This window comes from Gracilimonas amylolytica (genome assembly GCF_002911695.1).
In the GTDB taxonomy this organism is placed as follows: Bacteria; Bacteroidota; Rhodothermia; order Balneolales; family Balneolaceae; genus Gracilimonas; species Gracilimonas amylolytica.
The window spans coordinates 103,884-124,695 of sequence record NZ_PQBS01000040.1; the positions used below are offsets into that span (position 1 = coordinate 103,884).

The following is a 20,812-nucleotide window of genomic DNA, read 5'->3' on the forward strand; positions in this document are numbered from 1 at the left end:
ATGGATACCATCCGAAACATATTAACCCTTAATCCCGGCAGGTCACTTTTCTTTGAACCGTTAGGTCTCAACAGAAATAATGCCCCGGCTGTGCTTATTCCAATCTTTGGGTTCTTGTTGGTGTTTGGCATGCTTATGCTGACTGAAGGAAGCGTAGCTGCTGCTTTTTTCACCTTTTTGATCTTTGCCCTTGTTCTGGTCACCATTTATAAGGTTGAGTATAGTTTTTATGTGCTCATATTTCTGGTACTGTTCTTTGACCAGTTTGGGATACCCGGTTTCGAACCATTTACCTATACAACCGACTACTTCAAAAATTTAAAAGAGAATCGTTACCTCCCTTATTCTTCTGCCGGTGTATTCAATCCCATTGAGCTGCACTTTATCCTGATGGCACTGGTGTGGTTCTTCACCCTTCCGATCAAAAAAGAGTACAAATTTCAGCCGATTCCGGTCTGGGGGTCTTTTTCCCTGTTTTTAATCACTTTCAACTATGCGTTTGTAAGTGGCATCAGAACCGGAGAATTTTTAGTGGCACTCTGGGAAGTACGAGCCCTGTTTTATCTCTGTTTTCTTTTCCTGTTTGTTCCACAGATCATTCAGACCAAGAAGCAGATCAACATCTTACTATGGATCAGTGTAGCAGCCATTACCCTAAAGGCACTGCAAGCCATTCACCGATATATGATCCTCGGCTTTTCAACCGCCGGTTTTGAAACCCTGACCAATCATGAAGATCCTGTCTTCACATCCACCATCTTCATACTCGCTCTTGGTTGCTTTGTATTTGGGGTGAAGGGTAAACAAAAATGGTGGTTACTGCTGTTATGTATTCCCCTGGCATTCGGATTTTATGTTGGTTTGCGCCGGGCCGCTTACGCAGGTCTGATCATTTCTATTGCCGCCTTTTTTGTTCTGCTACCAATGCTCGAGCAGCGGTTCCTGATCAAACGTAGCATTCCCTATTTACTCTTGCTGCTCGTGTACGTAGGTGTTTTCTGGAATTATCCAAACACGAGCTTTTCCGGACCTGTTAATCTCATCAAAAGCGGTATTGTTGAACCGGATAAGGAAACCAATACGCAGGACTATTACTCAAACCTGTATCGGGATTTTGAGGACTACAACCTGGCCGTTACCGTACAAAGAAGTCCCGTTTTAGGCATTGGTTTCGGGAATAAATACGATATGCCATTAAAACTGGCGAACATCTCATTTCCACTTCGGGACTACATTCCACACAATGAGATTTTCTGGTACCTGGTAAAAACAGGATCTGTAGGATTCCTCATGTTTTGGATCTTCTTTAACGCATTCGCCTTTAAGGGCGCCAGCACACTGCACCGGCTCAAAGATCCATTTGCTAAAGCTGTTTGTGCCATGATCACCATCGCCGTGATCAATCAAATGGTGGTTTCCTACTTCGATCTGCAGCTCACCTACTATCGAAACATGATCTATCTAGGTACGCTCATGGGGTTACTGCCCACACTAATAGCTATTGCAAACAAAGAAGAGGAAGAACAACATGAAACCGAACAATCAAACAATGAGGACGAAGATGTATAAAGGGGTTGAATCAAGTTATTTCTTAGGAGTCAGAATTGATAAACACACTTCAGACACTGCACTGGCAAACATTCAGAATATTTTAGATGAAAAGCCTGAAACCGGAAACATAGCTCCTGTTTACTTTGTGAATGTGCACAGCATTTTTCTCGCTTTGCAGCATCATTCGCTCATGGAGCAATTGAATTACTCTGCCCTAACCCTGGCTGATGGCAGCGGGTTACACTGGGCCGGTAAATTATTGGGTGAACCGGTCGTCGAAAATCTAAATGGTACCGACTTCACTCCAAAAGTCTTGAAGCTTGCAGAAACCTCTGGAAAAAGTGTTTACCTGTTAGGCGCCAGAGAGTCGGTACTGAACCGGACGATATCAAATATCGAACAACAATTTCCATCCCTTAAAATCGCCGGTTTCCATCATGGATATTTCAATACTGAGGATGAGGCTGGCATCATTAAAGACATCAACCGATCTAAAGCCGACATTTTATTAGTGGGTATGGGCTCACCCATACAGGAAGACTGGATCTGGAGAAATAAGGAAAAACTAAAAGCACGGATCGGTTTTGCCGTAGGTGGATTGTTCGATTTTCTGTCAGGTGAATTCCCGCGTGCCCCTTTATGGATGCGGAGATCAGGACTGGAATGGCTTTACCGATTCTTCAACGACCCATCCAGTAAATGGAAACGCATTTTTGTAGAGATACCCATATTTCTTCCACTCATCATACTTGCCCACTTTTTACCGAAGAGAATTAGTTAATGAAAACTGAAAACACATATAGTGAGATCAACAAGTCTATCGCCAAAAACACCACCGTGATGTTTGGCGCTCAGATCATAACCTGGTCTGCCAGCTTCGTGTTGCTCATGTTTTTACCTAAATATCTGGGCAGTGAGAATTACGGAAAACTGTTTCTGGCACTTTCCATCTCAGCAATGATCGAAGTGCTGATCGATTTTGGTGGGAGCTACCTGATTCCCAAAGAGGTTTCAAGAACCAAGTCAAGAACAGCTCAGATACTGTCCAATTTTGGGGTAACTCGATTTATTATCTGGATCTTCGCTATGACCATTCTCATTGTATTTTCATACATCGCGGGATATCCACCGGTTACTCAGTTGCTCATTATCATTCTTGGTTTCTCTAAACTATGGGAAGGCGCAAAGCGAGTTTTGGTCAGTGGATTCCAGGGGCATGAACGCATGGAATACCCCTCACTGGGGGCCATTGCTGACCGTATTTTTGTATCCGCTTTGGTGGTAAGTGCCTTGCTTTTAGGATACGGCCCCATCATGGTAGCCATCATAATGGCCGGTGGTGCCTTAATAAATCTTATCGTCATGGTCCTGTTCTCTAACCGGATCCTTGATCGATTTCCGAAATTTCAATGGTCAGAAACAAAAGTGATGCTACAGGTCAGCATTCCGTATTTCCTGTGGTCTTTGTTTTCCATCATTTACTACCGTGTAGATGCCGTCATGCTTTCTCTGATCACTGACGACAGCGTGGTTGGATGGTATGGGGCCTCTTATCGCTTTTTCGATATTGTAATGGTTTTCCCAAGCATCTTTACAACGGTGGTTTTCCCAATTTTCTCAAGGCTTTGGGTGGACAGTAAAAATGAAATGATGGTCACCTTCCAAAAGAGTATCAAATTCATGGCCATCATGGCCTTCCCGGTAGCGTTAGGTATTCTCTTTTACAGTGAGAATATCGTTGGGTTATTCTTTGGACTCGAAGGGTATACACCTTCAGTCATCATCCTTCAGATATTTGCGATCAGTATTCCTCTTGTTTACATAGATTTCATTCTTGGAAGCACCATTCTGGCGGCTGATAAACAAAAGACCTGGGCCTGGGTTGGCTTATCTGCCATCTTCATCAATATAGTGTTGAACCTCATTTTTATTCCTTACGCCCAGGCAAACTATGGAAACGGAGGAATCGGAGCGGCCATCAGTACTTTTGGAACAGAAGCATACATTCTTGGATTTGCCCTGTTCCTGCTTCCAAGAGAGTACCTGAGATCACTTCAATTCTCTTACACTGTGAATATTGTATTGTCACTGGCACTGATGCTGTTTGTCATGTGGGTCGGCCAGTTAAGTGGTTTACCCTGGATCATATCAGCAATTTTTGCCGCCGTTACTTACCTGTTTTCAATTTTACACACCGGTGTTTTAGAGCCCCGGGAGAGAGCCTTTGTATTAGAGCAATTTCAATTCTCAAAGCTCAAAAATAAAATTTTAAGAAAATCTGAGACCACAGCATGAAAATCCTACAAGTTATTCCATACATACCTGCTCCACCTACTTTTGGCGGTGCCCTGCGTGTCTATCATTTGCTTAAACATAACTACAAGCATCACGATCTGACTGTGGCCGGTTATGTTAACGAAGGGACTGTGGAAGCCATGGAAAAAGATTTTCCGGGAATTAAAAATAAGATGCATTTCATCCATCACCCCAAAAGCGGGAGCAATAAAAGAATTCTACAGGCTCTATCCCTCTTTTCCAAACACAGTAACTGGTATCGAAATACTTACTCAAACGAAATGCAGGCACTGCTAAACAAGCTAACAGACCAAACAGATTTCGACCTGATACAAGTAGAATTTCCTCCACTTTGCCAATTCGAATTCCGGTCAGACGCCAAACGGATCATGGATGCACACAATGTTGAATATGACAACTTCTACCGCATGTATAAGCTGGAGAAGTCACTTCCAAGAAAGTATTTCTACAAACGCGAATACGAAAAGTTCTACACAGAAGAAGTGGAACTTGCCTCACGTCAGGATGCCGTCTTCACCACAAGTGAAAGAGACAAAAGTATATTTCAGGGACACTTACCGGACATGCCGATCCATGTAATTCCAAACGGAGTTGATACTGAATTTTTTGCTCCTTCAGATCAACCCACTGAACCAAACACCCTGGTATTTACCGGAATGATGGGATATGTCCCAAACAGTGATGGGATGCTGTATTTCATTGAATCTGTCCTTCCATTGATCCAAAAACAAATACCGGATGTTAAGGTGTATGTGGTTGGCAAGAATCCACCTCAAAGTATTCTTGAAAAAGCTTCGGATAATATCATTGTAACCGGATTTGTGGATGATGTTCGCCCATATGTACATCGTTCTGCCGTTTATATCGTACCTCTCAGAATGGGTGGGGGAACCCGCTTAAAAGTTCTGGAAGCTTTATCCATGAAAAAACCTGTGGTAACTACCAGTATAGGATGTGAAGGTATTGATGTCGTTCATGATACGCATGCGATCATTACAGACGATGCCCAAAGTTTTGCTGAAAGTGTGATCAAACTCCTTCATGACAAAAAAGAATCGAAGCGGCTTTCTGAAAACGGGTATGAACTGATACACAATCACTATGAGTGGAACGCCATAGGGGAAAAAATGGAAACAGCTTTTCAAACATTAGTTGATCAGGACCGGAATAAAACAGGCAATAACATAGATCCATACACAATGAATTCTAATAAAATAGTACAACCAACAGAATGAGAGACTCAAGCGTGTATAATAATTCACAACCTATTTCCGATACATCATTGGAAGTTCTACAACCTGCACAACCACGGGGCACTAAAGTTGATACTATCAATGCAGAAATAATTAAAGACTTAAGCTCCTTCAAAAAACTCGAACCCGAATGGGACGACCTTTTGGAAAAGTCGGAGGGAACCATCTACTCAAGCTTTAACTGGATCTTTGGATGGTGGAAACATTTTGGTGAAAACGCATACCGTACTCTATCCATAGTGGTACTCAGAAAAAACGATCGGGTCATTTGTATCGCACCCCTGTATATCGGGGAAACAAGGGTATTCAATTTCAGCTTACAAAAAAGATTACGACTAATGGGAGATGGAGCCTCGATATATGGAAGCTGGGGTTATCGTGATACGTATGGGAGAAGTGATTTTTTGGATATTCTGTGTGATGTTGATTTTGAAGACGAAGTAGTTGAACCGCTTTTTGAAGCCATCGAACAACTGGCAAAGGATAACCGGATCGATCACCTGAACTTCGAGCACATTAACGATCGTAGTTTTGTAAAAAGAAAACTGTTCCCATTTCTGGACACTAATGAAAGACTTACATCAACTATCAAGGAAACAGATGTATGTCCTACTATCCATTTAAATAACGATTTTGATGAGTACCTGATGGAACTGAGTTCAAGTTCACGAAGAAAACTCAGAACCTCATTGAAGGCTGAAACAAAAAAAGATGGTTATGAGGTAAGTGAGGTCTCAAAGCCTGCGGAGGTCGACAATGAGATCAATATTCTTATCCAGATGCATCAAAGCCGGTGGAACGACCTGGGATATCCCGGTGCTTTTTTCGACACTCGTTTTGAGCATTTCATCAAAGAATTTGCTCAGGCAGCTCAGAAGAAGGGGCAACTTTGGTTCAAGATCGCAAAAGATAAAAAAGGTCACTGTGCCACAAGGCTGGCCTTTAAATTTAAAGGCAGATATTACGACTACCTTACGAGTTTCGATTATGATGCACCTTCCAGTAAATACCGACCCGGTATCGGCCTGCTTACACATATGATCAAGGATGCCTTCGAAAATGATGGCCGTTCGGTAGAATTATTACGGGGTGATGAGGCCTATAAATTTGACCTTACCTCTGATGTTCATAAAAACTGGAGCTGGAAGGTCTCCTTTAAAGAAGAGAGAAATAAGTTACTTACGATACTTACGGACGCCGTTTCTCTGCTCACCTTTACCGTCCTTAAAGAAGCCACGCTTTTTCAGGTTCAAAAGAACTTGCACAACAGTCTAAAAGCCCTGGTGGAATACCCAAGGGTTAGATACGAAATGTTGAAATACAAGTACCAAGACGATTAATAATAAATGAGAGGTCTCCTATGAAAACACAAAAAAATCTTCCGCCTGCCCTTTGTTGCAGTGAAATAGGCGTAGTACACAGCCTTGGTGAGGCCGGTATTCCGGTCCATTCAGGTAGTTTCTTTAAAGACAACCCGGCTTTATTCTCAAAGTATGTGGTCAAAAAAGTGCATTTCGATGACTACACATCAGAGCATTTTATTGATGAGCTCATTGAATACGGCAAACAACAAAAGAGCAAAGCTGTTTTTATAAGCGATGATGACAGAGCCATTTTAATGTTCTCAGAACACCGTGAAAAACTGGAACCTTACTTTCACTTCCTGTACCCGGATAAACACCTGGTTCAGGGATTACTTGACAAACGGGAATTCTGCTCACTATCGAGGGAATATCATTTACCATCACCTATCTCCTACTTTTTCTCAAACGAGAAGGAATTTCACGCCGTGAAGGACAAAGTGCCTTTTCCTTGTATCATCAAGCCTGCCTTCAAACAGGATTGGTGGGTTCCCGGGTTTACCGAAAGAGTGGGAGATTACAAAAAAGCCTACGTATGCCATTCCCTCAAAGAGCTTGAAGACTTTTTTGAATCCATCAAAGATTTATCTGACCGTGCAATTATTCAGGAATATATACCCGGTGATGATGCACACCTTTATTCCCTGAACATGTACATCAATGATCAGGAAGATATCAAAGCGATCTATATTGCTCAGAAAAAACGGGTTTACCCAATTGGTGCGGGCACCGGTTGCTACGTTCAAACAGTGGAAGAAAAAGAGATCATAGACCAGACTGCCGGCATGGTTAAGAATCTCCACCTTAAAGGACTGGTTAACGTTCAATACAAAGTCCATGAAGAATCACACAAACCGTACATCATGGAAATGCATGTACGAAACAGTTTCTGGAACTACCTGGGCACAGCCGCCGGGATGAACTTACCGGCCCTTTATTACAGCGACCTTACTGGAGAAAAGGTTAACGTTAATGCACCTACTAAACCTGACGGTTATAAAAGAAATGTAGCATTCATAGACCTCGGGAAAGACATAAAAGCCTTTTTACAGTATAAAAAAGCCGGTGAAATGACCTTTCGGCAATGGATAAGAACCTATTCTGGGGAACATGTTATTGGGGGAAATATGCTTAAAGACCCACTGCCTATCGTAAAAAACATCCAATTCATTTTAAACAGAAGGTTGAAATCAAAATTCAAGAGAAAAGCCCCCTCCGATATCATTCCGGAGGAACACGATTTTAACACTCAACCCATTCAATCGGCTCATTGATCATAACCACAAATTTTGAACACAACACACATAGTACCATGAAAGAACAAGCCGTACATACCCTAACTCAGTTACCTCACAACACAGATAAAAGGGTGAAAGAAGTTAAAGTCTTGATGTACCACCGCCTTATGGATGCAGCAGAGGCTCGTGTGAACAATCATTGGACCGCCGTAGAGCAAAGTTCCTTCAGGGAACACCTTAAAGTACTCGAAGCCTTCAACTATACGGCAATTACGTTCAATGACCTTAAGCTTCACTTTCAAAATGAAATTGAACTTCCAAAAAAACCGGTGATCATCACCTTTGATGATGCCTATAAAGACTTTTACGAGATCGGTTATCCTCTTTTAAAAGAATTTGGGATGAGAGCAGTGATCTTTGCCCTCGGTGATCGCAGTATAACCGAAAATGCCTGGGATGATCCCAGTGAAATTGATCGTGTACCTTTGATGTCTGATAAGGAACTTGTGCAACTTCATAATGAAGGCTTTGAAATTGGTGCACATTCCTGTACTCACCCGAAGTTAACCGAGATATCTTTAGAAGAAGCAGAACGAGAGATTTTTGAATCAAAAGAGAGCCTTGAACGATTGCTCGGAAGCGAGGTCACTTCATTTTGCTATCCCTATGGGCTTGAAAATAAAGCTATACAGCAGATCGTAAAAGATGCCGGGTTCTCTTTTGGGTGCACGGTCTATTCGGGACCAACCAGTTTTGGGGAGTCCTTATTCAACATTCACCGCATTACTATCAAAAATAACATGGGCGCCCTTGGTTTTGCCCTTAGGGTTCTTACACCGCTTGATGCCGTAGAGGTAAACGGATCCAAACTCAAAAAACGCATTTTTTCAGTTGGATAATCCTATTTCACACACCAATCCTTTTAGCAGTATGGACAATCAATGAGTACCGAAAACAGACATACAGATCAAAACCTGGCCACTAAGCTTTCAAAGCGTTTGGCTTCAAAGAATAGCTGGTTATTGAACCGCGTTGGCAAGAGCCTTGAAAGAGATAAGAATTATCCACTTAGTTACCTGATCCATAAAGGTTTTTCGTTCATGTATAATATTCTTGTTTCAAGGGTGTATCTCAGAAAGGTTGATTCGGTAGGAAAGCATCCAAGGGTTGAAAAAAAACCTTATCTGGTCAATCTCGGTCAAATGAAGCTTGGGGATAACGTCAATATCTGCTCAAGAAGCGTTGCCTGTGATCTTGTTTCATATCCTGAGGGTCTTCTGGAGATGGGAGATGATGTGTTCGTGAACTTTGGAACAACCATATGCGCTGAGAACAAAGTAAGCATCGGAGATCGTGTAAAGATCGGCCCTTATTGTATGATCCATGACACCGACTTTCACGTTCCCGGAAAAGATTTCACAACGGCTAAAGGGATACCCATTATTATAGAGGATGACGTTTGGCTGAGTTCCCGGGTTTTGGTTATGAAAGGGTCAGTAATTGGTAGGGGATCTGTGATCGCTGCAGGAAGTGTGGTATCAGGTGTGATCCCACCCAACGTAATTGCCGGTGGGGTTCCTGCAAAAGTCATTAAAAAGATATCACCAAATGATTTTGAAGAAGCCACCTCCAAAAATGATAGTGCCATCGATTGCAGAATTAAAAACAAGATTGATGGTATCATCAGATCGGTAACAGGAACCGATGCCCACGAATTACCACATCACACATCAGTAAGTTCCATTGACAACTGGTCGGCCGACAATCACCTCAAGATCCTTAAATCTATTGAGAACGAATTTTTATTTGAGAGCCATGAGTCCGGATACCTAAAGCTGAATACCCTGCAAAAGATCTACCAATGGACTGCCGGATCTGTCTCAGATTCCGTTAAATCTACCTATGTGATGAATAAATGATAACCCAATCAACATATAACTCAGCTTCATTATGGCGAGCATCCATCACAATGCTCGCTGTTTTATACCTTCATGCCGGATGCACAAAAACGGCAACAGAAGCTCCCCCTATTTTGGTTAACAATCTTGGATATCTGCCTCATGAAGCCAAGATCGGATTTGTTACCGATCCTTATGCCACAACATTTTCTGTGATCAATATTGAGACTGGTGAAACGGAATTGCAATCACCGATCACTTCAGAGCCAACCTTTGCCGCCCAGGCAGGCGATCTTGTCAAAACAATAGATTTCAGTGGCTTAAATAAAGCGGGATCCTACAAAATTCAGCTCGATACGGATGAGGGTGCTTCCTACGAATTTCAGGTCGGCCAGGGGATCTATAACAAGGCTCTTAGCAAGGTCCTTAAAAGTTTCTATCTGCAGCGTTGTGGTGTTGAGGTTTTGTCTGAATATGGTTCACACAAAGCCTGTCACTTAAATTTGGCACATTATTATCACAATGAAGTACCTCACGAAGATGTATCGGGAGGCTGGCACGATGCCGGTGATTACAACCGGTTTGCCGTAACACATTCTTACAGCATTGCACTTTTGATCCATCAATACCTCGAAGCCCCTCAAAAATATGTGGACGGTCATTTTTCGATCCCTGAAAGTTCTAATGGAATACCTGATATTTTAGATGAGATTCAGGTTGGCCTGCGCTGGCTTTTAAAAATTCAGAACTCAAATGGGGGGGTACATCATAAAGTCTCTATAAAAGAGTGGAACGGTGAGCATCTGCCTGATCAGGACTCAACCCGTCAGTACATATTTCATATCAGCAGCACTGCAACAGCCGGAGCAGCCGGTGTGTTTGCTTTAGGGGCCGGTGTTTTTAGTGATATAAACCCCGCTTTTTCATCCGAACTTAACAGAGCAGCCTTAAAGGCGTGGGGTTTTCTTGATCAAAATCCGGTTACCGTCCCATTAGGTGGTTTCACAAATCCACCTGACGTATATGGCGGAGAATATGGTGATCAAATTGATCTCGATGAAAGACTCTTTGCGGCTGTTGAATTATTTAAGATGACGGGGAATACAGAATTTCTCGACTTCTTTCAGGTCAACTATAACAAATTCTGGAACCGCTCTTTTTATGTCCCATCCTGGCAGGATCTTAGGAATTTCGCCTTCTATTCATATCTCAACCTCAATCTAACAACACCGGGATTAGATATCGATGTGTACAATGATCTTTTATCGCTTTCAAAGGATTACGCTGAATCTATATTGAACCGAACTAATGCCAATCCCTATAAATACTCACTCAAGAATAATGAATATTACTGGGGGTCAAACAGTATTGCCTTAGGTTATGCCTTTGACCTAATTCAGGCATTTAAGATCCACGGTATCCGGCAATACAGAGATGCCGCCAAAGATCATTTACATTACATGTTTGGTCGAAACCCCATTGGCATTTCATTTGTAACCGGACTCGGTTCAAACCCTGTAAAAGACCCGTATCACCAATTTTCGGCACTGACTCTGCATCCTGATCCTATACCCGGTATGTTGGTTGGTGGCGCCAATTATTCCACCCACCTCAACAACAAGCCAATCTCAGAATTTCAGGCAAAAAATTATGAAGACAACTTCAGGAATTATATGGTCAATGAACCGGCCATAAATTATACCGCAACTCTTAGTTACGTACTTGGATATTTCTCCCACCCACCAGCCACTAAAGAACACACATTATGATCATCATCCATATTCTTCAAGCTATTATTTTCAGCATCATTGCGCTGTTCATATTTTATGTTTTTACCCTGAGCATTTTTGCTCTTTTCAACAAAAAGAAGAGGGACTTTACGGCTGACAGGTACCGTAAATTCGCTATTGTGATTCCCGCTCACAATGAAGAATTACTGATCTCACAAACACTTTACAGTCTGTTTTCACTGATCTACCCAAAGAATAAGTACGAGGTTTTTGTGATCGCCGATAATTGTACGGATCAAACAGCTCAGATCGCAACAAACATTGGTGCAACCGTTTTAGAGAGAAATCACGAAACCTTAAAAGGAAAAGGACATGCATTGAGGTTCGCTTTTTCTGAGATCCTCAATAAAGATGAATTTGAAGGAATTATAGTCTTTGATGCTGACAGTCAGATCTCCGGCAACTATTTGTGTGTCATGAATCACTACATGGAAAACGGCAGCCGGGTCATACAAAGCAGCGACCTGGTGCAGCCACAACCCGGAGTCTGGAGCAGTGAAATGACGCGGATCGGCTTTACCCTATATAATCTTGTCCGACCTTTAGGCAGAAACTTTCTTAAGCTCTCGATGGGTTTAAGGGGTAACGGTATGTGTTTTCATCCTGAGGTTTTGAAAAACATCCCCTGGAAAGCATACTCACTCACCGAGGATATTGAGTACGGCATCCTGCTGATGCTTAAGGGGGAACACATACAGTTTGCCCCAGAGGCAACTGTAACTGCAAAAATGCCGGAAAACTCAAAGAATGCTGAATCTCAGCGGGAAAGATGGGAAATAGGACGTTATCCTATCATTGCACGATATAGTATCCCTTTGATCAAGAAGTTTTTCCGAACCGGTAAGATCACTTACCTGGATACGTTCACAGACCTTATCATGCCCCCCATGGTAAACCTGATGATCCTGATACTGATCTTTTCGATGCTGAACCTTATCCCGGCCCTTTTTGGCATTGGATCTTTTTTACTCTTCACAGTATTATGGGGAGGTTTATTCCTCCTTTCGATAATTCATCTATTGATCGGTTTTAAAGCCGCAGATGTGGATCGGGATCTTTACAAAGCGCTAATTCATGTCCCAAAATACGCTATCTGGAAGCTTATGCTCTATCTCAAGGCTTTTAGTAACGGTAAGCAAGAAGATTGGGTACGCACTGCCCGAGAACAGAAGGTGGCTACTGACAGCTCTCAAAGCTAAAAATAAATTCTACTTCCGGGGTGAACCGATAAACAAGTTAACCTTGTATTTCAGGTCTGTACCACTTGATCTATTTGAGTCGTACAGATCCTCAATTTTATTGCATAACATGTTCCACTCTTCACCTTCATGAATGAGATAACTCTGGGAATGTGCGCATCCGATCAAAGCCTCTGCATCCATTTTTTGCACATAACTGTACCTAAGCCGTTCTACATTCCTGAAATAAGGCATCGTCCTGAATTTCCACAGGAATCGGATCCGCCATTTCTTAATAAACCCGGCGGGGAATCCATCATAAGGTGATACATGCTCCGTATTTTTATTGGTAGCCTCTTCAATGATCTTCAGGTATTTCCCCGTAAACTCATCCGTCTCATCCCAGTAACTCCATACCAAAGCTAGCTTACCACCCGGCTTCAGGATCCGGTTGAACTCTTTAAGGCTTTCCCTGAAATGAAACCAATGAAAGGCCTGAAACGATGATACGATATCGAATGAATTATTTTCTAATCCGGTGGTTTCTGCAGGAGCTATTACATACTTCACATTTGGGTGTTCTTCAGCAGCCTCGGCCATAGCTTGGTTTGGCTCAACTGCTGTCACCTTAGCGCCGGTATTGCCTAAAAGTCTGGATGAGATTCCTGTTCCGGCCCCTATATCAGCAACTTGAATTTCATTTTGTCCCCTGAACGACTCAATGATCTTCTCGATCATTTCCTCGGGATATCCGGATCTGTATTTGGCATACGATTCTGATTTATCTGTAAAAAGCTCTGTGTTTTCTGTCTTAGTACCCATGTTGTTTTACCTTCCATTTAAATTCCCCTGTTATTCACTAAATACTACCCACAGCAGCCAATATATATCATTATCAACTGATTTATTCAATCTGCTTTTCTATAAACAAAAAAAAGGCATCGCTCTGTGCGATGCCTTTAGAAATCAGGATATCATCTTGTTTCTTAATCAGAATCTGACTCAAACGTCTCGTTAAAAAATGTCTTCATCTCTTCCCAGGATAAACTGTCTGCTTCGGCATCGTAAGCAAGAGGCAATTCAAATTTCTGTCCCAAAGAATCAGCCCCCGGGTTTGTAAACGCATGCTGTGCTCCTTCATAACTGATATACTGGTAATCCGCACTGATGCTTTCATAGGCACCGGTCAGGGTAGATACATGCTCTTCCGTGACCATAGGGTCAGCCGATCCATTCAATATCAGTATTCTTGTATCGATACTATCCTCCGGCATCACAGGCAGTTGTAGTCCGGCATGAAAGGCCGCAACTCCATCCAGATCAGCTCCGGAGTGCGCCATTGCAAGGACCACACTTCCACCAAAGCAATAACCTATCGCCCCGATCTTTTCAGGATCAACATTGTCCTGATCTTTTAATGTTTCCAAAGCGGCATTAAACCGAGCCTGTGCATTTTCAAAGTTTCCCATCACTTCACCGGAAAACTGCATGGCATCTTCCGGATGGTCTGCTTGTTTTCCATTTCCATACATATCTACAGCAAGAGCTACATAACCCAACTCAGCCAGTTTTTCTGCACTGTTCCGGGCATGCTCATCATGTCCCCACCATTCATGAACAACCAGCATACCGGGTCTTTTACTGAAATCATTTTCATCCTGAGCAATATACCCGTTCATCGTCAGGCCATCCATTTCATAACTAATCTCCTGCCCTACTACACTGGGACCGGAATCTCGCGTTTCAGTTTGGGCACACGCACCTAATAATAGGAGTACAAAGGCCATGGTCATAAGTTTTTTCATAGGAATATTTTTTTGGTTTATTATCAATTCAACCGTTTAACACTTAGAGCGTTAATAATGTTTCAACCGGTTTGATCTTCTCTTCAATCTACAAGGATGAGTTCTTCCTGTGGTTCGACCAAAAAGCGGGCACCATCTTCAGTGATCACCACCATCTCCTCAACGGATATGGTTTTATAGGTACTATCACTCAACGCCCAGCTGTGAAATCCGTCAAAGGCGAATACCATTCCGGGTTTCAGCACTTTTTGTGCTGCAGGACGAATAGAAGGTGACTGTGACCCGCCAAGATTTGGACCGGTGTCGTGGGCAACGTAACCAACCGGGTGACCGGTACTCCACATCACATATTCTGAATTATTCTTTTCCATCAGTTCTCTTTGGGCAGCATCAACCTCAACGCCTTTAACTCCGGGAGCCATCGCGTTAAAGGCTGCACGGTTACCTGCCTTCGCTGATTCCCAGTAGAACTGAATATCATCCGGAGCCTGACTTTCACCTTCCTTCAAGACATACGCAAAGCGCTGAATATCACTCACCCACCTGTCATATAGTTTGATTCCAAAATCCGTTTGTATGACATCTCCCGGCATGATCACCTTTTCGGTAGCATGGGAATGACCACGGTCCGGTCCCGAATTCACATTGGGATTCTGACTTGGATTCCAGGCATCCTTTACCCCGTACTGCTCCATTTTATTTTTTAGAAAGGCCGCCACTTCTGCATCTGTGGTTTCCCTGGGAATGATCATATCATAAGCCTCGATTTCCCATTCTGCTGTCAATTCTGCGGCTCTCGTCATGATCTCAACTTCTTTATCAAGCTTGACTGACAACCACTCGTAAATGAGTTCTTCCGAAGAGATCAGCTTTTCCGATAACTCCGGTCCCAGTTTTTCCTCCAATTCGACTCTTTGAGTGTAACTCAGACCATCGGCTTGTGCGTTATTATCAGACGAATTCACAGCTATTGTATTGAATTCGTTACCTCTGATGAACATCACGGCTTCATCAATAGCCGACAGGCCCCGTTCCACCGGGATCACTTCATCATGGATATCTAACTCACCCAGGGCAGTGGCTTCCCCAACCGGAGAATATACCCGGGAATGAAATCCGGACTCGTCTTTATAGAATAAAAAAGCCGCCGTGCCGCCTGCATTTTCCCCGCCAATATGATCAGCAATTGGGTCGTTGTTATTTTCCCTGCAGACAACGAGCCAAAGATCCACGCCTGCTGCATCCATTGCCTGTGGCAAAAGTGTTGAAATACGTTCTTTTCTGATCTCAGGCCAGGGTGATTCACCCCACTCAACAGTTTCAATATTTTCAGGCGCACAAGCTGAGGCAAATAACAAAAGTGAGATGAGATACTTCAACATAGGTATGTAATGATTTGGATTGAAGTACGAAGCTACATTATCTGATGCATACCTGCCAATCGTGTTGACCTTGTTTTACAGAACTTCGTGAACGTACTCTTTGATCGGGAAAGGTTCAGCCGGAGCCGTTTTTTTCAGGTAAAGCGGATGATGAGGGTGACCGGCTTTAGAGATCCTCCCTCGTTTAAAAAATGTGCAATCATTGTCCTTCAACACCTCGTAGATATCTCTCAAACATCTTGAAAGGTAGGGCCTCTTCTCGATGAGTGTTCCCCAGGCACACCAGATATCGGCAGCCACCCCTTTTGTTAAATCTTCAATAACATCCATATTCTTTTGGTGGATCTTCTTCTGAAAATGCTGGTGCATCTTATCAGGATTGGTCGCTCTTTGAGGATATAGATTGAACATCAGCCATCCTTCGTATCCATGATCTCTCGCAAATCTTGCAACTGAGGCAACCGTCGGATCCAGGTCGTGGGGCTTCGCAGTACTGGGGTTCACCCCAAAGCAGATCAGCGGATTACCTCCTTCCTGCCCCAAAGAATATCGCGTTAAAGGTTCATCATGATGATAGATCCACTCTCTGTCTGCAAACATAGTAGCTGTTGGTTAAAATTCGGCCTCAAAGATACAGGCTTTTGTTACACTCTTAAAACCGATTTTCCTCCGCTATCCCACCCTATCAACTATTCCTGATCGGTCATTCTATCTTCGTCTATTTTTCCATACTTTTTTATATGGCTAATACATTGTCAGATCATTTACAGAAACACCTCGAGGAGGTATTGTCCGAGCACTTTAAGGGGGATGACCGGTTCATTATTGGAGTGAGCGGTGGTCCTGATTCCATGGCACTGCTGTATCTTTTACACAAGCTCAACCGAAATGTATTTGTGGTGCATGTCAATTACGGAAAGCGAGGAACCTCATCTGATAAAGATCAGGAGCTCGTGGAACAAATGGCATTTTCGTGGGGATTTGAAAGTTGCTCCGTTTCACCTGATCCCTCAGAAGCTAACAATCAAAACTTTCAAAACTGGGCGCGTGAACAACGTTATCAGTTCTTTCGGGATTTCAAAAAGGATCTGAATGCTGCTGCTATCATTACCGCTCATCACAAAGATGATCAGGTGGAAACCATTTTCCAGAAGATCCTTCGCGGCAGTGCCCCTACCGCATGGCAGGGAATGCAGGATTGGGACAGTGAAATACTGCGACCATTATTGCCATTTGACAAGGAACAGATCCTCACATTCTGTGAATCTGAAGCGGTTCCTTACCGAATGGATGAAAGTAATCTTGACTCTGATTTTGCCCGCAATTTCATTCGAAATGAGCTCTCACCTGAGATGGATAGATTTTTCCCGGGGTGGCAACAAAACTTGCTCGACCTCAGTGAATTTGGCTCGGCTTACACTTCGGCGGTTGATCTTGTACTGAAAAACATGTCCGGTGATCGGTTTCTCGATATACAAAAACTGCAGGAACTTGAACCCGAACTGAAGCGTGCGGTTTTAAAACAATTTCTGGATGATCACGGCCTTGAAGGTTCCTATTCAAAACAGCAGCTCCTCGATCTGTCGAACATTGGATCATTGCAGACCGGAAAAAGTATTCAATTTGGCAGGCTCAAACTAACACGCGACCGCGACCTTCTTAGGCTTCATGGCGATACTAATGAGGACTCTTTCGGATCTCATTTAATTGAAAAAGATAAGGTTGAATCCGGGTTTGAGGCCGCTTTCTTCACGCTCAATATTTCCGAACAGGAACCTCAGTCTCCGAACCTTCGCATGGATGCCTCCAGGCTATCGTGGCCACTTGAGATCAGGCCATGGGAACCCGGTGATGCCATTCAGCCACTGGGTATGACGGGATCACAAAACGTATCCGATCATCTTACCAATCGTAAGATCCCCACAATTTTGCGTGAAAAAGCTTTGGTATTGTGCGGATCAGATAGTACTATTTACGCCATTATTTATCCTGAGAATGCCGATATTAAAGAATTGGGCATGATCTCAGATCTCGTGAAATGCGAAGACACCACCGAAACCTTTTTGACCATTAATTTTCAGACACCATGAGTTCCAAGTTTTACCAACCTGATACTGTAACCTGCAACGGAGAAACTTTCAAGCTCTACATCACCAAGGAACAGATCGATGAGCGAATGAATCAGCTTGGCAGTAAACTGGATAAAGATTTCGAAGGAAAGAAGCCGATCTTTATCGGGATCCTGAACGGTGCCTTTATCTTTCTGGCTGACCTGATGCGCCACGTAAGCATTCCTTGCGAGGTCGATTTTATGAAATTAAGCAGTTATGGAGATGAAAAGGTTTCTTCCGGTCAGGTAACCGAACTCAAGCATATCGATGCCAAGATCGAAGGCCGCCACGTCATTCTTGTAGAAGATATCGTTGATACCGGGCTGTCTATGAATTACATGGTCAAGCGCATCAAAGAGAACAGCCCTGCTTCTGTTTCTGTATGCACATTACTTCACAAGAAAGAGGCTACCAAGCATGATGTCCAACTCGATTACGTTGGCTTTGAGATCCCTGATGCATTCGTTTTAGGATACGGATTAGATTATGCTCAGGAAGGCCGGAATCTCTCGCAGATCTACGTCATTGACGACAAAGGCTGATCAAAATAATTTCCGGTTATCGTCACTAATAAGGGCTTTGAAATCATCTTCAGGAATTGCCCGGAAAAGGTTGCTATTAGTACCCAAAGCTCGCTATATTTGTTGCCCTCCAAAAAACGGAGAGATGGCTGAGTGGCTGAAAGCGCTCCCCTGCTAAGGGAGTATACCTCCAACGAGGTATCGAGGGTTCGAATCCCTCTCTCTCCGCATTTTTTATTCTATTTCTGCTCCATCACAAATACACCTTTCCAGTTCTCCTCTGGTGGATCTTTTCTCATCTCCTCACAGCGTTGTATAAATACCCCGGATGGATTGTGTTCATGCAATTCTAACTCCGATGATCGTTTGAATAACGAGATCGCTCTGTCCCAATCCAGTTCTAAGTAGGCTTCTAATCCTTCCTCAAAAAGGCGATTCCTTTCAAGAAGATCCTCTGATACATGCTCTTTTGATCCCGTCAGTTCATAAACATTCACGGGTTTAGTTTTTCCCTTCACCACGATCTGATCTAGCTTTCTGAAAATGAGATCATCCTGATAAGACTCTGCTTCCTGTTTGGTCGATTCCGTTACCATGGTTTCCACACCATAGAACTGAGCCCCGCTTTCACATCTGGCTGCCAGATTCACGTTATCTCCCATCATGGTATAGTTGAACCGTTTTGAAGATCCCATATTCCCGGTGATCATCAACCCTGTATTGATGCCAATGCGCTGCCTCATATTCACCACCAGGTCCGGCCAGCCTTCACTTTCCCACTTTTGGGTTAGTTTCTTCAGTTCAAGTTGCATCAGGCATGCCGTTTTACAGGCTTTATGGGCGTGACCCTCTGTTTCGACGGGAGCCCCGAAAAAGGAAACAATGGCATCCCCAATATATTTATCCAGCGTGCCTTCCTGATTGTTGATGATGCCCGTCATCGCATCCAGATATTCATTGATAAGCTTCACCAATTGATCCGGCCTTAATTGTTCTGAAAAGGTTGAAAAAGAAACGATATCACTAAAAAATGCAGTGATATACACCTCATTCCCACCCAGTTTAGGTTCCTCACCTGAGCTTATCATTTGATCCACAAGTTCCGGGGATACGTAAGACGAAAACATCCCTTTGATCCTTCTCTTCTCTTTCTGCTCCATATAATATTCATAGCCAACCATCCCGCTTTGAGTTATGGCCAAAGCAAGGATGGGGCCGGTGAGCATCATTATGATGTTGAATGAAACAAAGGCCCAATAGCTCACACCAAAAAATGCACCGGCCAGGATCAGGGCGAGTACAAACCCGGAAACGGCATTAAAATACCGGTTCACAAATCCCAGGATCACACAAAACAAAAACATTATGAGCAATGTGTACCAGTTATTGAATCGGGATAAGTAGTTGTTATCCAGAATGGTTTGAATGGCATTGGCATGTATCTGATAACCGGGTCGATCGTTATTACCTTCGTTTGCAAATGGAGTGGCATAAAAATCTTTCAATAACGGCATGGTAGCCCCCACAAGAACGATCTTATCCTTAAACGCTCCTGCTTCAAGATGCCCAAACTCGGGGTCATCAAAACTGTTAACAGAGGCTCCCAACTCTGATTCAAAAACGGTGGTATAGGAAGAGTCGTCAATAACTTCCTCGAACGATACTTCAGGAAAGATGCCTTCAGGACCATAGTAGTTGATCAGAAAGGAATTGGCACGGTCTTTTGGAACCTGAAACGGCCCTAAGGAAAAGAATTTTGAACGGTTTTCCGGATCAATATCATCCACTTCTTCATAGGAAATTCCCTTGTACTTCCTTACGACTTCTACGCCGAACCTGTAGTAATCCTCTTCTCTGTGAGTATGGCCAAAGTTATAGGTGCGAACGGCTCCATCCAGATCCGGAAACACCCTGACCAATCCCGGTTTATTTGGATTCGAATTCAGCAGAACAGAATTTGGAAAGAGGGGTGATATCAATTCAGATACATTGGTTTGTTCGGTCTGCAATTCACCCCCGAGAATTACATTTCCGTGCCTCTCAAGCGAAGCCGCAAAGAGTGAGTCGTTCTCGGAGCCATAGGTATCCGGATTATCAAAAATAACATCGAAGGCAATGACCCTGGCGCCGGCACGGTTTAAATTATCAACCAGTCGGGCATGAAGATTTGTCGGCCAGGGATATTTATAAGGGATCTCTTCATCAGCCTGTTGACTTATGGCAACCAGTACGACGGGTGACTCAGACACATCCAATTCACCTCTTAACTCAAACAGCAGATCATGATGCCTGAGTTCAAGCATTTGAACCGGTTTCATAAAGATCAGAAATACAGACAGCAAAAATGCAGACAGGGCTATAATGATAACCTGAGATGTATGTTTGGTCTGTTTTTTTTCTGCACTCAT

General features: G+C 43.2%; 17 protein-coding genes and 1 tRNA gene. 13 read left to right on the forward strand and 5 right to left on the reverse strand.

Going from position 1 to position 20,812, the window contains the following annotated elements; genetic code table 11:
- From C3B73_RS12710 to C3B73_RS12755, 10 genes are read left to right on the forward strand one after another with little or no spacing between them, the layout of a single operon-like run.
- Complete coding sequence (locus tag C3B73_RS12710) at nucleotides 1-1,569, forward strand: O-antigen ligase family protein (RefSeq protein WP_103665986.1); 1,569 nt, start codon at nucleotides 1-3, stop codon at nucleotides 1,567-1,569.
- On the forward strand, nucleotides 1,550-2,332 hold the full coding sequence (locus C3B73_RS12715; protein WP_157939510.1) for a WecB/TagA/CpsF family glycosyltransferase: 783 nt from the start codon (nucleotides 1,550-1,552) through the stop codon (nucleotides 2,330-2,332). Before C3B73_RS12710 ends, C3B73_RS12715 begins: the two co-directional genes overlap by 20 nt.
- Complete coding sequence (locus C3B73_RS12720) at nucleotides 2,332-3,846, forward strand: flippase (protein ID WP_103665988.1); 1,515 nt, start codon at nucleotides 2,332-2,334, stop codon at nucleotides 3,844-3,846. The genes C3B73_RS12715 and C3B73_RS12720 overlap by 1 nt, the downstream gene beginning before the upstream one ends.
- Nucleotides 3,843-5,102, forward strand: a complete 1,260-nt coding sequence (locus C3B73_RS12725; protein WP_103665989.1) for a glycosyltransferase family 4 protein — start codon at nucleotides 3,843-3,845, stop codon at nucleotides 5,100-5,102. Before C3B73_RS12720 ends, C3B73_RS12725 begins: the two co-directional genes overlap by 4 nt.
- On the forward strand, nucleotides 5,099-6,460 hold the full coding sequence (locus C3B73_RS12730; RefSeq protein WP_103665990.1) for a GNAT family N-acetyltransferase: 1,362 nt from the start codon (nucleotides 5,099-5,101) through the stop codon (nucleotides 6,458-6,460). Before C3B73_RS12725 ends, C3B73_RS12730 begins: the two co-directional genes overlap by 4 nt.
- A 20-nt stretch (nucleotides 6,461-6,480) precedes the next feature.
- A complete protein-coding gene (locus tag C3B73_RS12735) occupies nucleotides 6,481-7,755 on the forward strand; it encodes a carboxylate--amine ligase (RefSeq protein WP_103665991.1) in 1,275 nt (424 codons plus the stop codon).
- 38 nt (nucleotides 7,756-7,793) lie between these two features.
- Nucleotides 7,794-8,618 carry a polysaccharide deacetylase family protein gene (locus C3B73_RS12740; protein ID WP_198597360.1) on the forward strand — a complete coding sequence of 275 codons (825 nt, stop codon included), beginning with the start codon at nucleotides 7,794-7,796 and terminating at the stop codon, nucleotides 8,616-8,618.
- 42 nt (nucleotides 8,619-8,660) lie between these two features.
- Nucleotides 8,661-9,638: an acyltransferase gene (locus C3B73_RS12745; protein WP_103665993.1), complete on the forward strand. Its 978-nt coding sequence runs from the start codon at nucleotides 8,661-8,663 to the stop codon at nucleotides 9,636-9,638.
- A 50-nt stretch (nucleotides 9,639-9,688) separates the two neighbouring features.
- On the forward strand, nucleotides 9,689-11,386 hold the full coding sequence (locus C3B73_RS12750; protein WP_198597361.1) for a glycoside hydrolase family 9 protein: 1,698 nt from the start codon (nucleotides 9,689-9,691) through the stop codon (nucleotides 11,384-11,386).
- The gene (locus tag C3B73_RS12755; protein WP_103665995.1) at nucleotides 11,383-12,606 is read left to right on the forward strand and encodes a glycosyltransferase family 2 protein; all 1,224 of its coding nucleotides are present in this window, start codon (nucleotides 11,383-11,385) and stop codon (nucleotides 12,604-12,606) included. The genes C3B73_RS12750 and C3B73_RS12755 overlap by 4 nt, the downstream gene beginning before the upstream one ends.
- Before the next feature lie 9 nt (nucleotides 12,607-12,615).
- On the opposite strand, the gene C3B73_RS12760 is transcribed toward C3B73_RS12755, so the two are convergent.
- From C3B73_RS12760 to C3B73_RS12775, 4 genes are all read right to left on the reverse strand, one after another.
- Nucleotides 12,616-13,407: a class I SAM-dependent methyltransferase gene (locus tag C3B73_RS12760; RefSeq protein ID WP_103665996.1), complete on the reverse strand. Its 792-nt coding sequence runs from the start codon at nucleotides 13,405-13,407 to the stop codon at nucleotides 12,616-12,618.
- A gap of 164 nt (nucleotides 13,408-13,571) precedes the next feature.
- A complete protein-coding gene (locus C3B73_RS12765) occupies nucleotides 13,572-14,390 on the reverse strand; it encodes a dienelactone hydrolase family protein (protein WP_103665997.1) in 819 nt (272 codons plus the stop codon).
- Between the two features lie 83 nt (nucleotides 14,391-14,473).
- Nucleotides 14,474-15,772, reverse strand: a complete 1,299-nt coding sequence (locus C3B73_RS12770; protein WP_103665998.1) for a M24 family metallopeptidase — start codon at nucleotides 15,770-15,772, stop codon at nucleotides 14,474-14,476.
- 75 nt (nucleotides 15,773-15,847) lie between these two features.
- Nucleotides 15,848-16,372 (reverse strand): DUF1643 domain-containing protein, encoded by a 525-nt coding sequence (locus tag C3B73_RS12775; RefSeq protein ID WP_103665999.1) that lies wholly within the window; start codon nucleotides 16,370-16,372, stop codon nucleotides 15,848-15,850.
- A gap of 140 nt (nucleotides 16,373-16,512) precedes the next feature.
- Between C3B73_RS12775 and tilS the strand changes: the two genes are divergently transcribed.
- The 3 genes from tilS (at nucleotide 16,513) to C3B73_RS12790 (ending at nucleotide 18,632) form a co-directional block, all read left to right on the forward strand.
- The gene (gene tilS, locus C3B73_RS12780) at nucleotides 16,513-17,862 is read left to right on the forward strand and encodes a tRNA lysidine(34) synthetase TilS (RefSeq protein WP_103666000.1); all 1,350 of its coding nucleotides are present in this window, start codon (nucleotides 16,513-16,515) and stop codon (nucleotides 17,860-17,862) included.
- The gene (gene hpt, locus C3B73_RS12785) at nucleotides 17,859-18,425 is read left to right on the forward strand and encodes a hypoxanthine phosphoribosyltransferase (protein WP_103666001.1); all 567 of its coding nucleotides are present in this window, start codon (nucleotides 17,859-17,861) and stop codon (nucleotides 18,423-18,425) included. Before tilS ends, hpt begins: the two co-directional genes overlap by 4 nt.
- Nucleotides 18,426-18,543: 118 nt before the next feature.
- A tRNA-Ser gene (locus tag C3B73_RS12790) sits at nucleotides 18,544-18,632 on the forward strand.
- An 11-nt stretch (nucleotides 18,633-18,643) separates the two neighbouring features.
- On the opposite strand, the gene C3B73_RS12795 is transcribed toward C3B73_RS12790, so the two are convergent.
- Nucleotides 18,644-20,812, reverse strand: a complete 2,169-nt coding sequence (locus C3B73_RS12795) for a CHASE2 domain-containing protein (protein WP_103666002.1) — start codon at nucleotides 20,810-20,812, stop codon at nucleotides 18,644-18,646.

Excerpts from the sequence above, each read along its gene's own strand:
- C3B73_RS12710 (WP_103665986.1), top strand. The coding sequence starts at position 1 with ATGGATACCATCCGAAACATATTAACCCTTAATCCCGGCAGGTCACTT.
- C3B73_RS12715 (WP_157939510.1), top strand. The coding sequence starts at position 1,550 with ATGAGGACGAAGATGTATAAAGGGGTTGAATCAAGTTATTTCTTAGGA.
- C3B73_RS12720 (WP_103665988.1), top strand. The coding sequence starts at position 2,332 with ATGAAAACTGAAAACACATATAGTGAGATCAACAAGTCTATCGCCAAA.
- C3B73_RS12725 (WP_103665989.1), top strand. The coding sequence starts at position 3,843 with ATGAAAATCCTACAAGTTATTCCATACATACCTGCTCCACCTACTTTT.
- C3B73_RS12730 (WP_103665990.1), top strand. The coding sequence starts at position 5,099 with ATGAGAGACTCAAGCGTGTATAATAATTCACAACCTATTTCCGATACA.
- C3B73_RS12735 (WP_103665991.1), top strand. The coding sequence starts at position 6,481 with ATGAAAACACAAAAAAATCTTCCGCCTGCCCTTTGTTGCAGTGAAATA.
- C3B73_RS12740 (WP_198597360.1), top strand. The coding sequence starts at position 7,794 with ATGAAAGAACAAGCCGTACATACCCTAACTCAGTTACCTCACAACACA.
- C3B73_RS12745 (WP_103665993.1), top strand. The coding sequence starts at position 8,661 with ATGAGTACCGAAAACAGACATACAGATCAAAACCTGGCCACTAAGCTT.
- C3B73_RS12750 (WP_198597361.1), top strand. The coding sequence starts at position 9,689 with ATGCTCGCTGTTTTATACCTTCATGCCGGATGCACAAAAACGGCAACA.
- C3B73_RS12755 (WP_103665995.1), top strand. The coding sequence starts at position 11,383 with ATGATCATCATCCATATTCTTCAAGCTATTATTTTCAGCATCATTGCG.
- C3B73_RS12760 (WP_103665996.1), bottom strand. The coding sequence starts at position 13,407 with ATGGGTACTAAGACAGAAAACACAGAGCTTTTTACAGATAAATCAGAA.
- C3B73_RS12765 (WP_103665997.1), bottom strand. The coding sequence starts at position 14,390 with ATGAAAAAACTTATGACCATGGCCTTTGTACTCCTATTATTAGGTGCG.
- C3B73_RS12770 (WP_103665998.1), bottom strand. The coding sequence starts at position 15,772 with ATGTTGAAGTATCTCATCTCACTTTTGTTATTTGCCTCAGCTTGTGCG.
- C3B73_RS12775 (WP_103665999.1), bottom strand. The coding sequence starts at position 16,372 with ATGTTTGCAGACAGAGAGTGGATCTATCATCATGATGAACCTTTAACG.
- tilS (WP_103666000.1), top strand. The coding sequence starts at position 16,513 with ATGGCTAATACATTGTCAGATCATTTACAGAAACACCTCGAGGAGGTA.
- hpt (WP_103666001.1), top strand. The coding sequence starts at position 17,859 with ATGAGTTCCAAGTTTTACCAACCTGATACTGTAACCTGCAACGGAGAA.
- C3B73_RS12795 (WP_103666002.1), bottom strand. The coding sequence starts at position 20,812 with ATGAGTGCAGAAAAAAAACAGACCAAACATACATCTCAGGTTATCATT.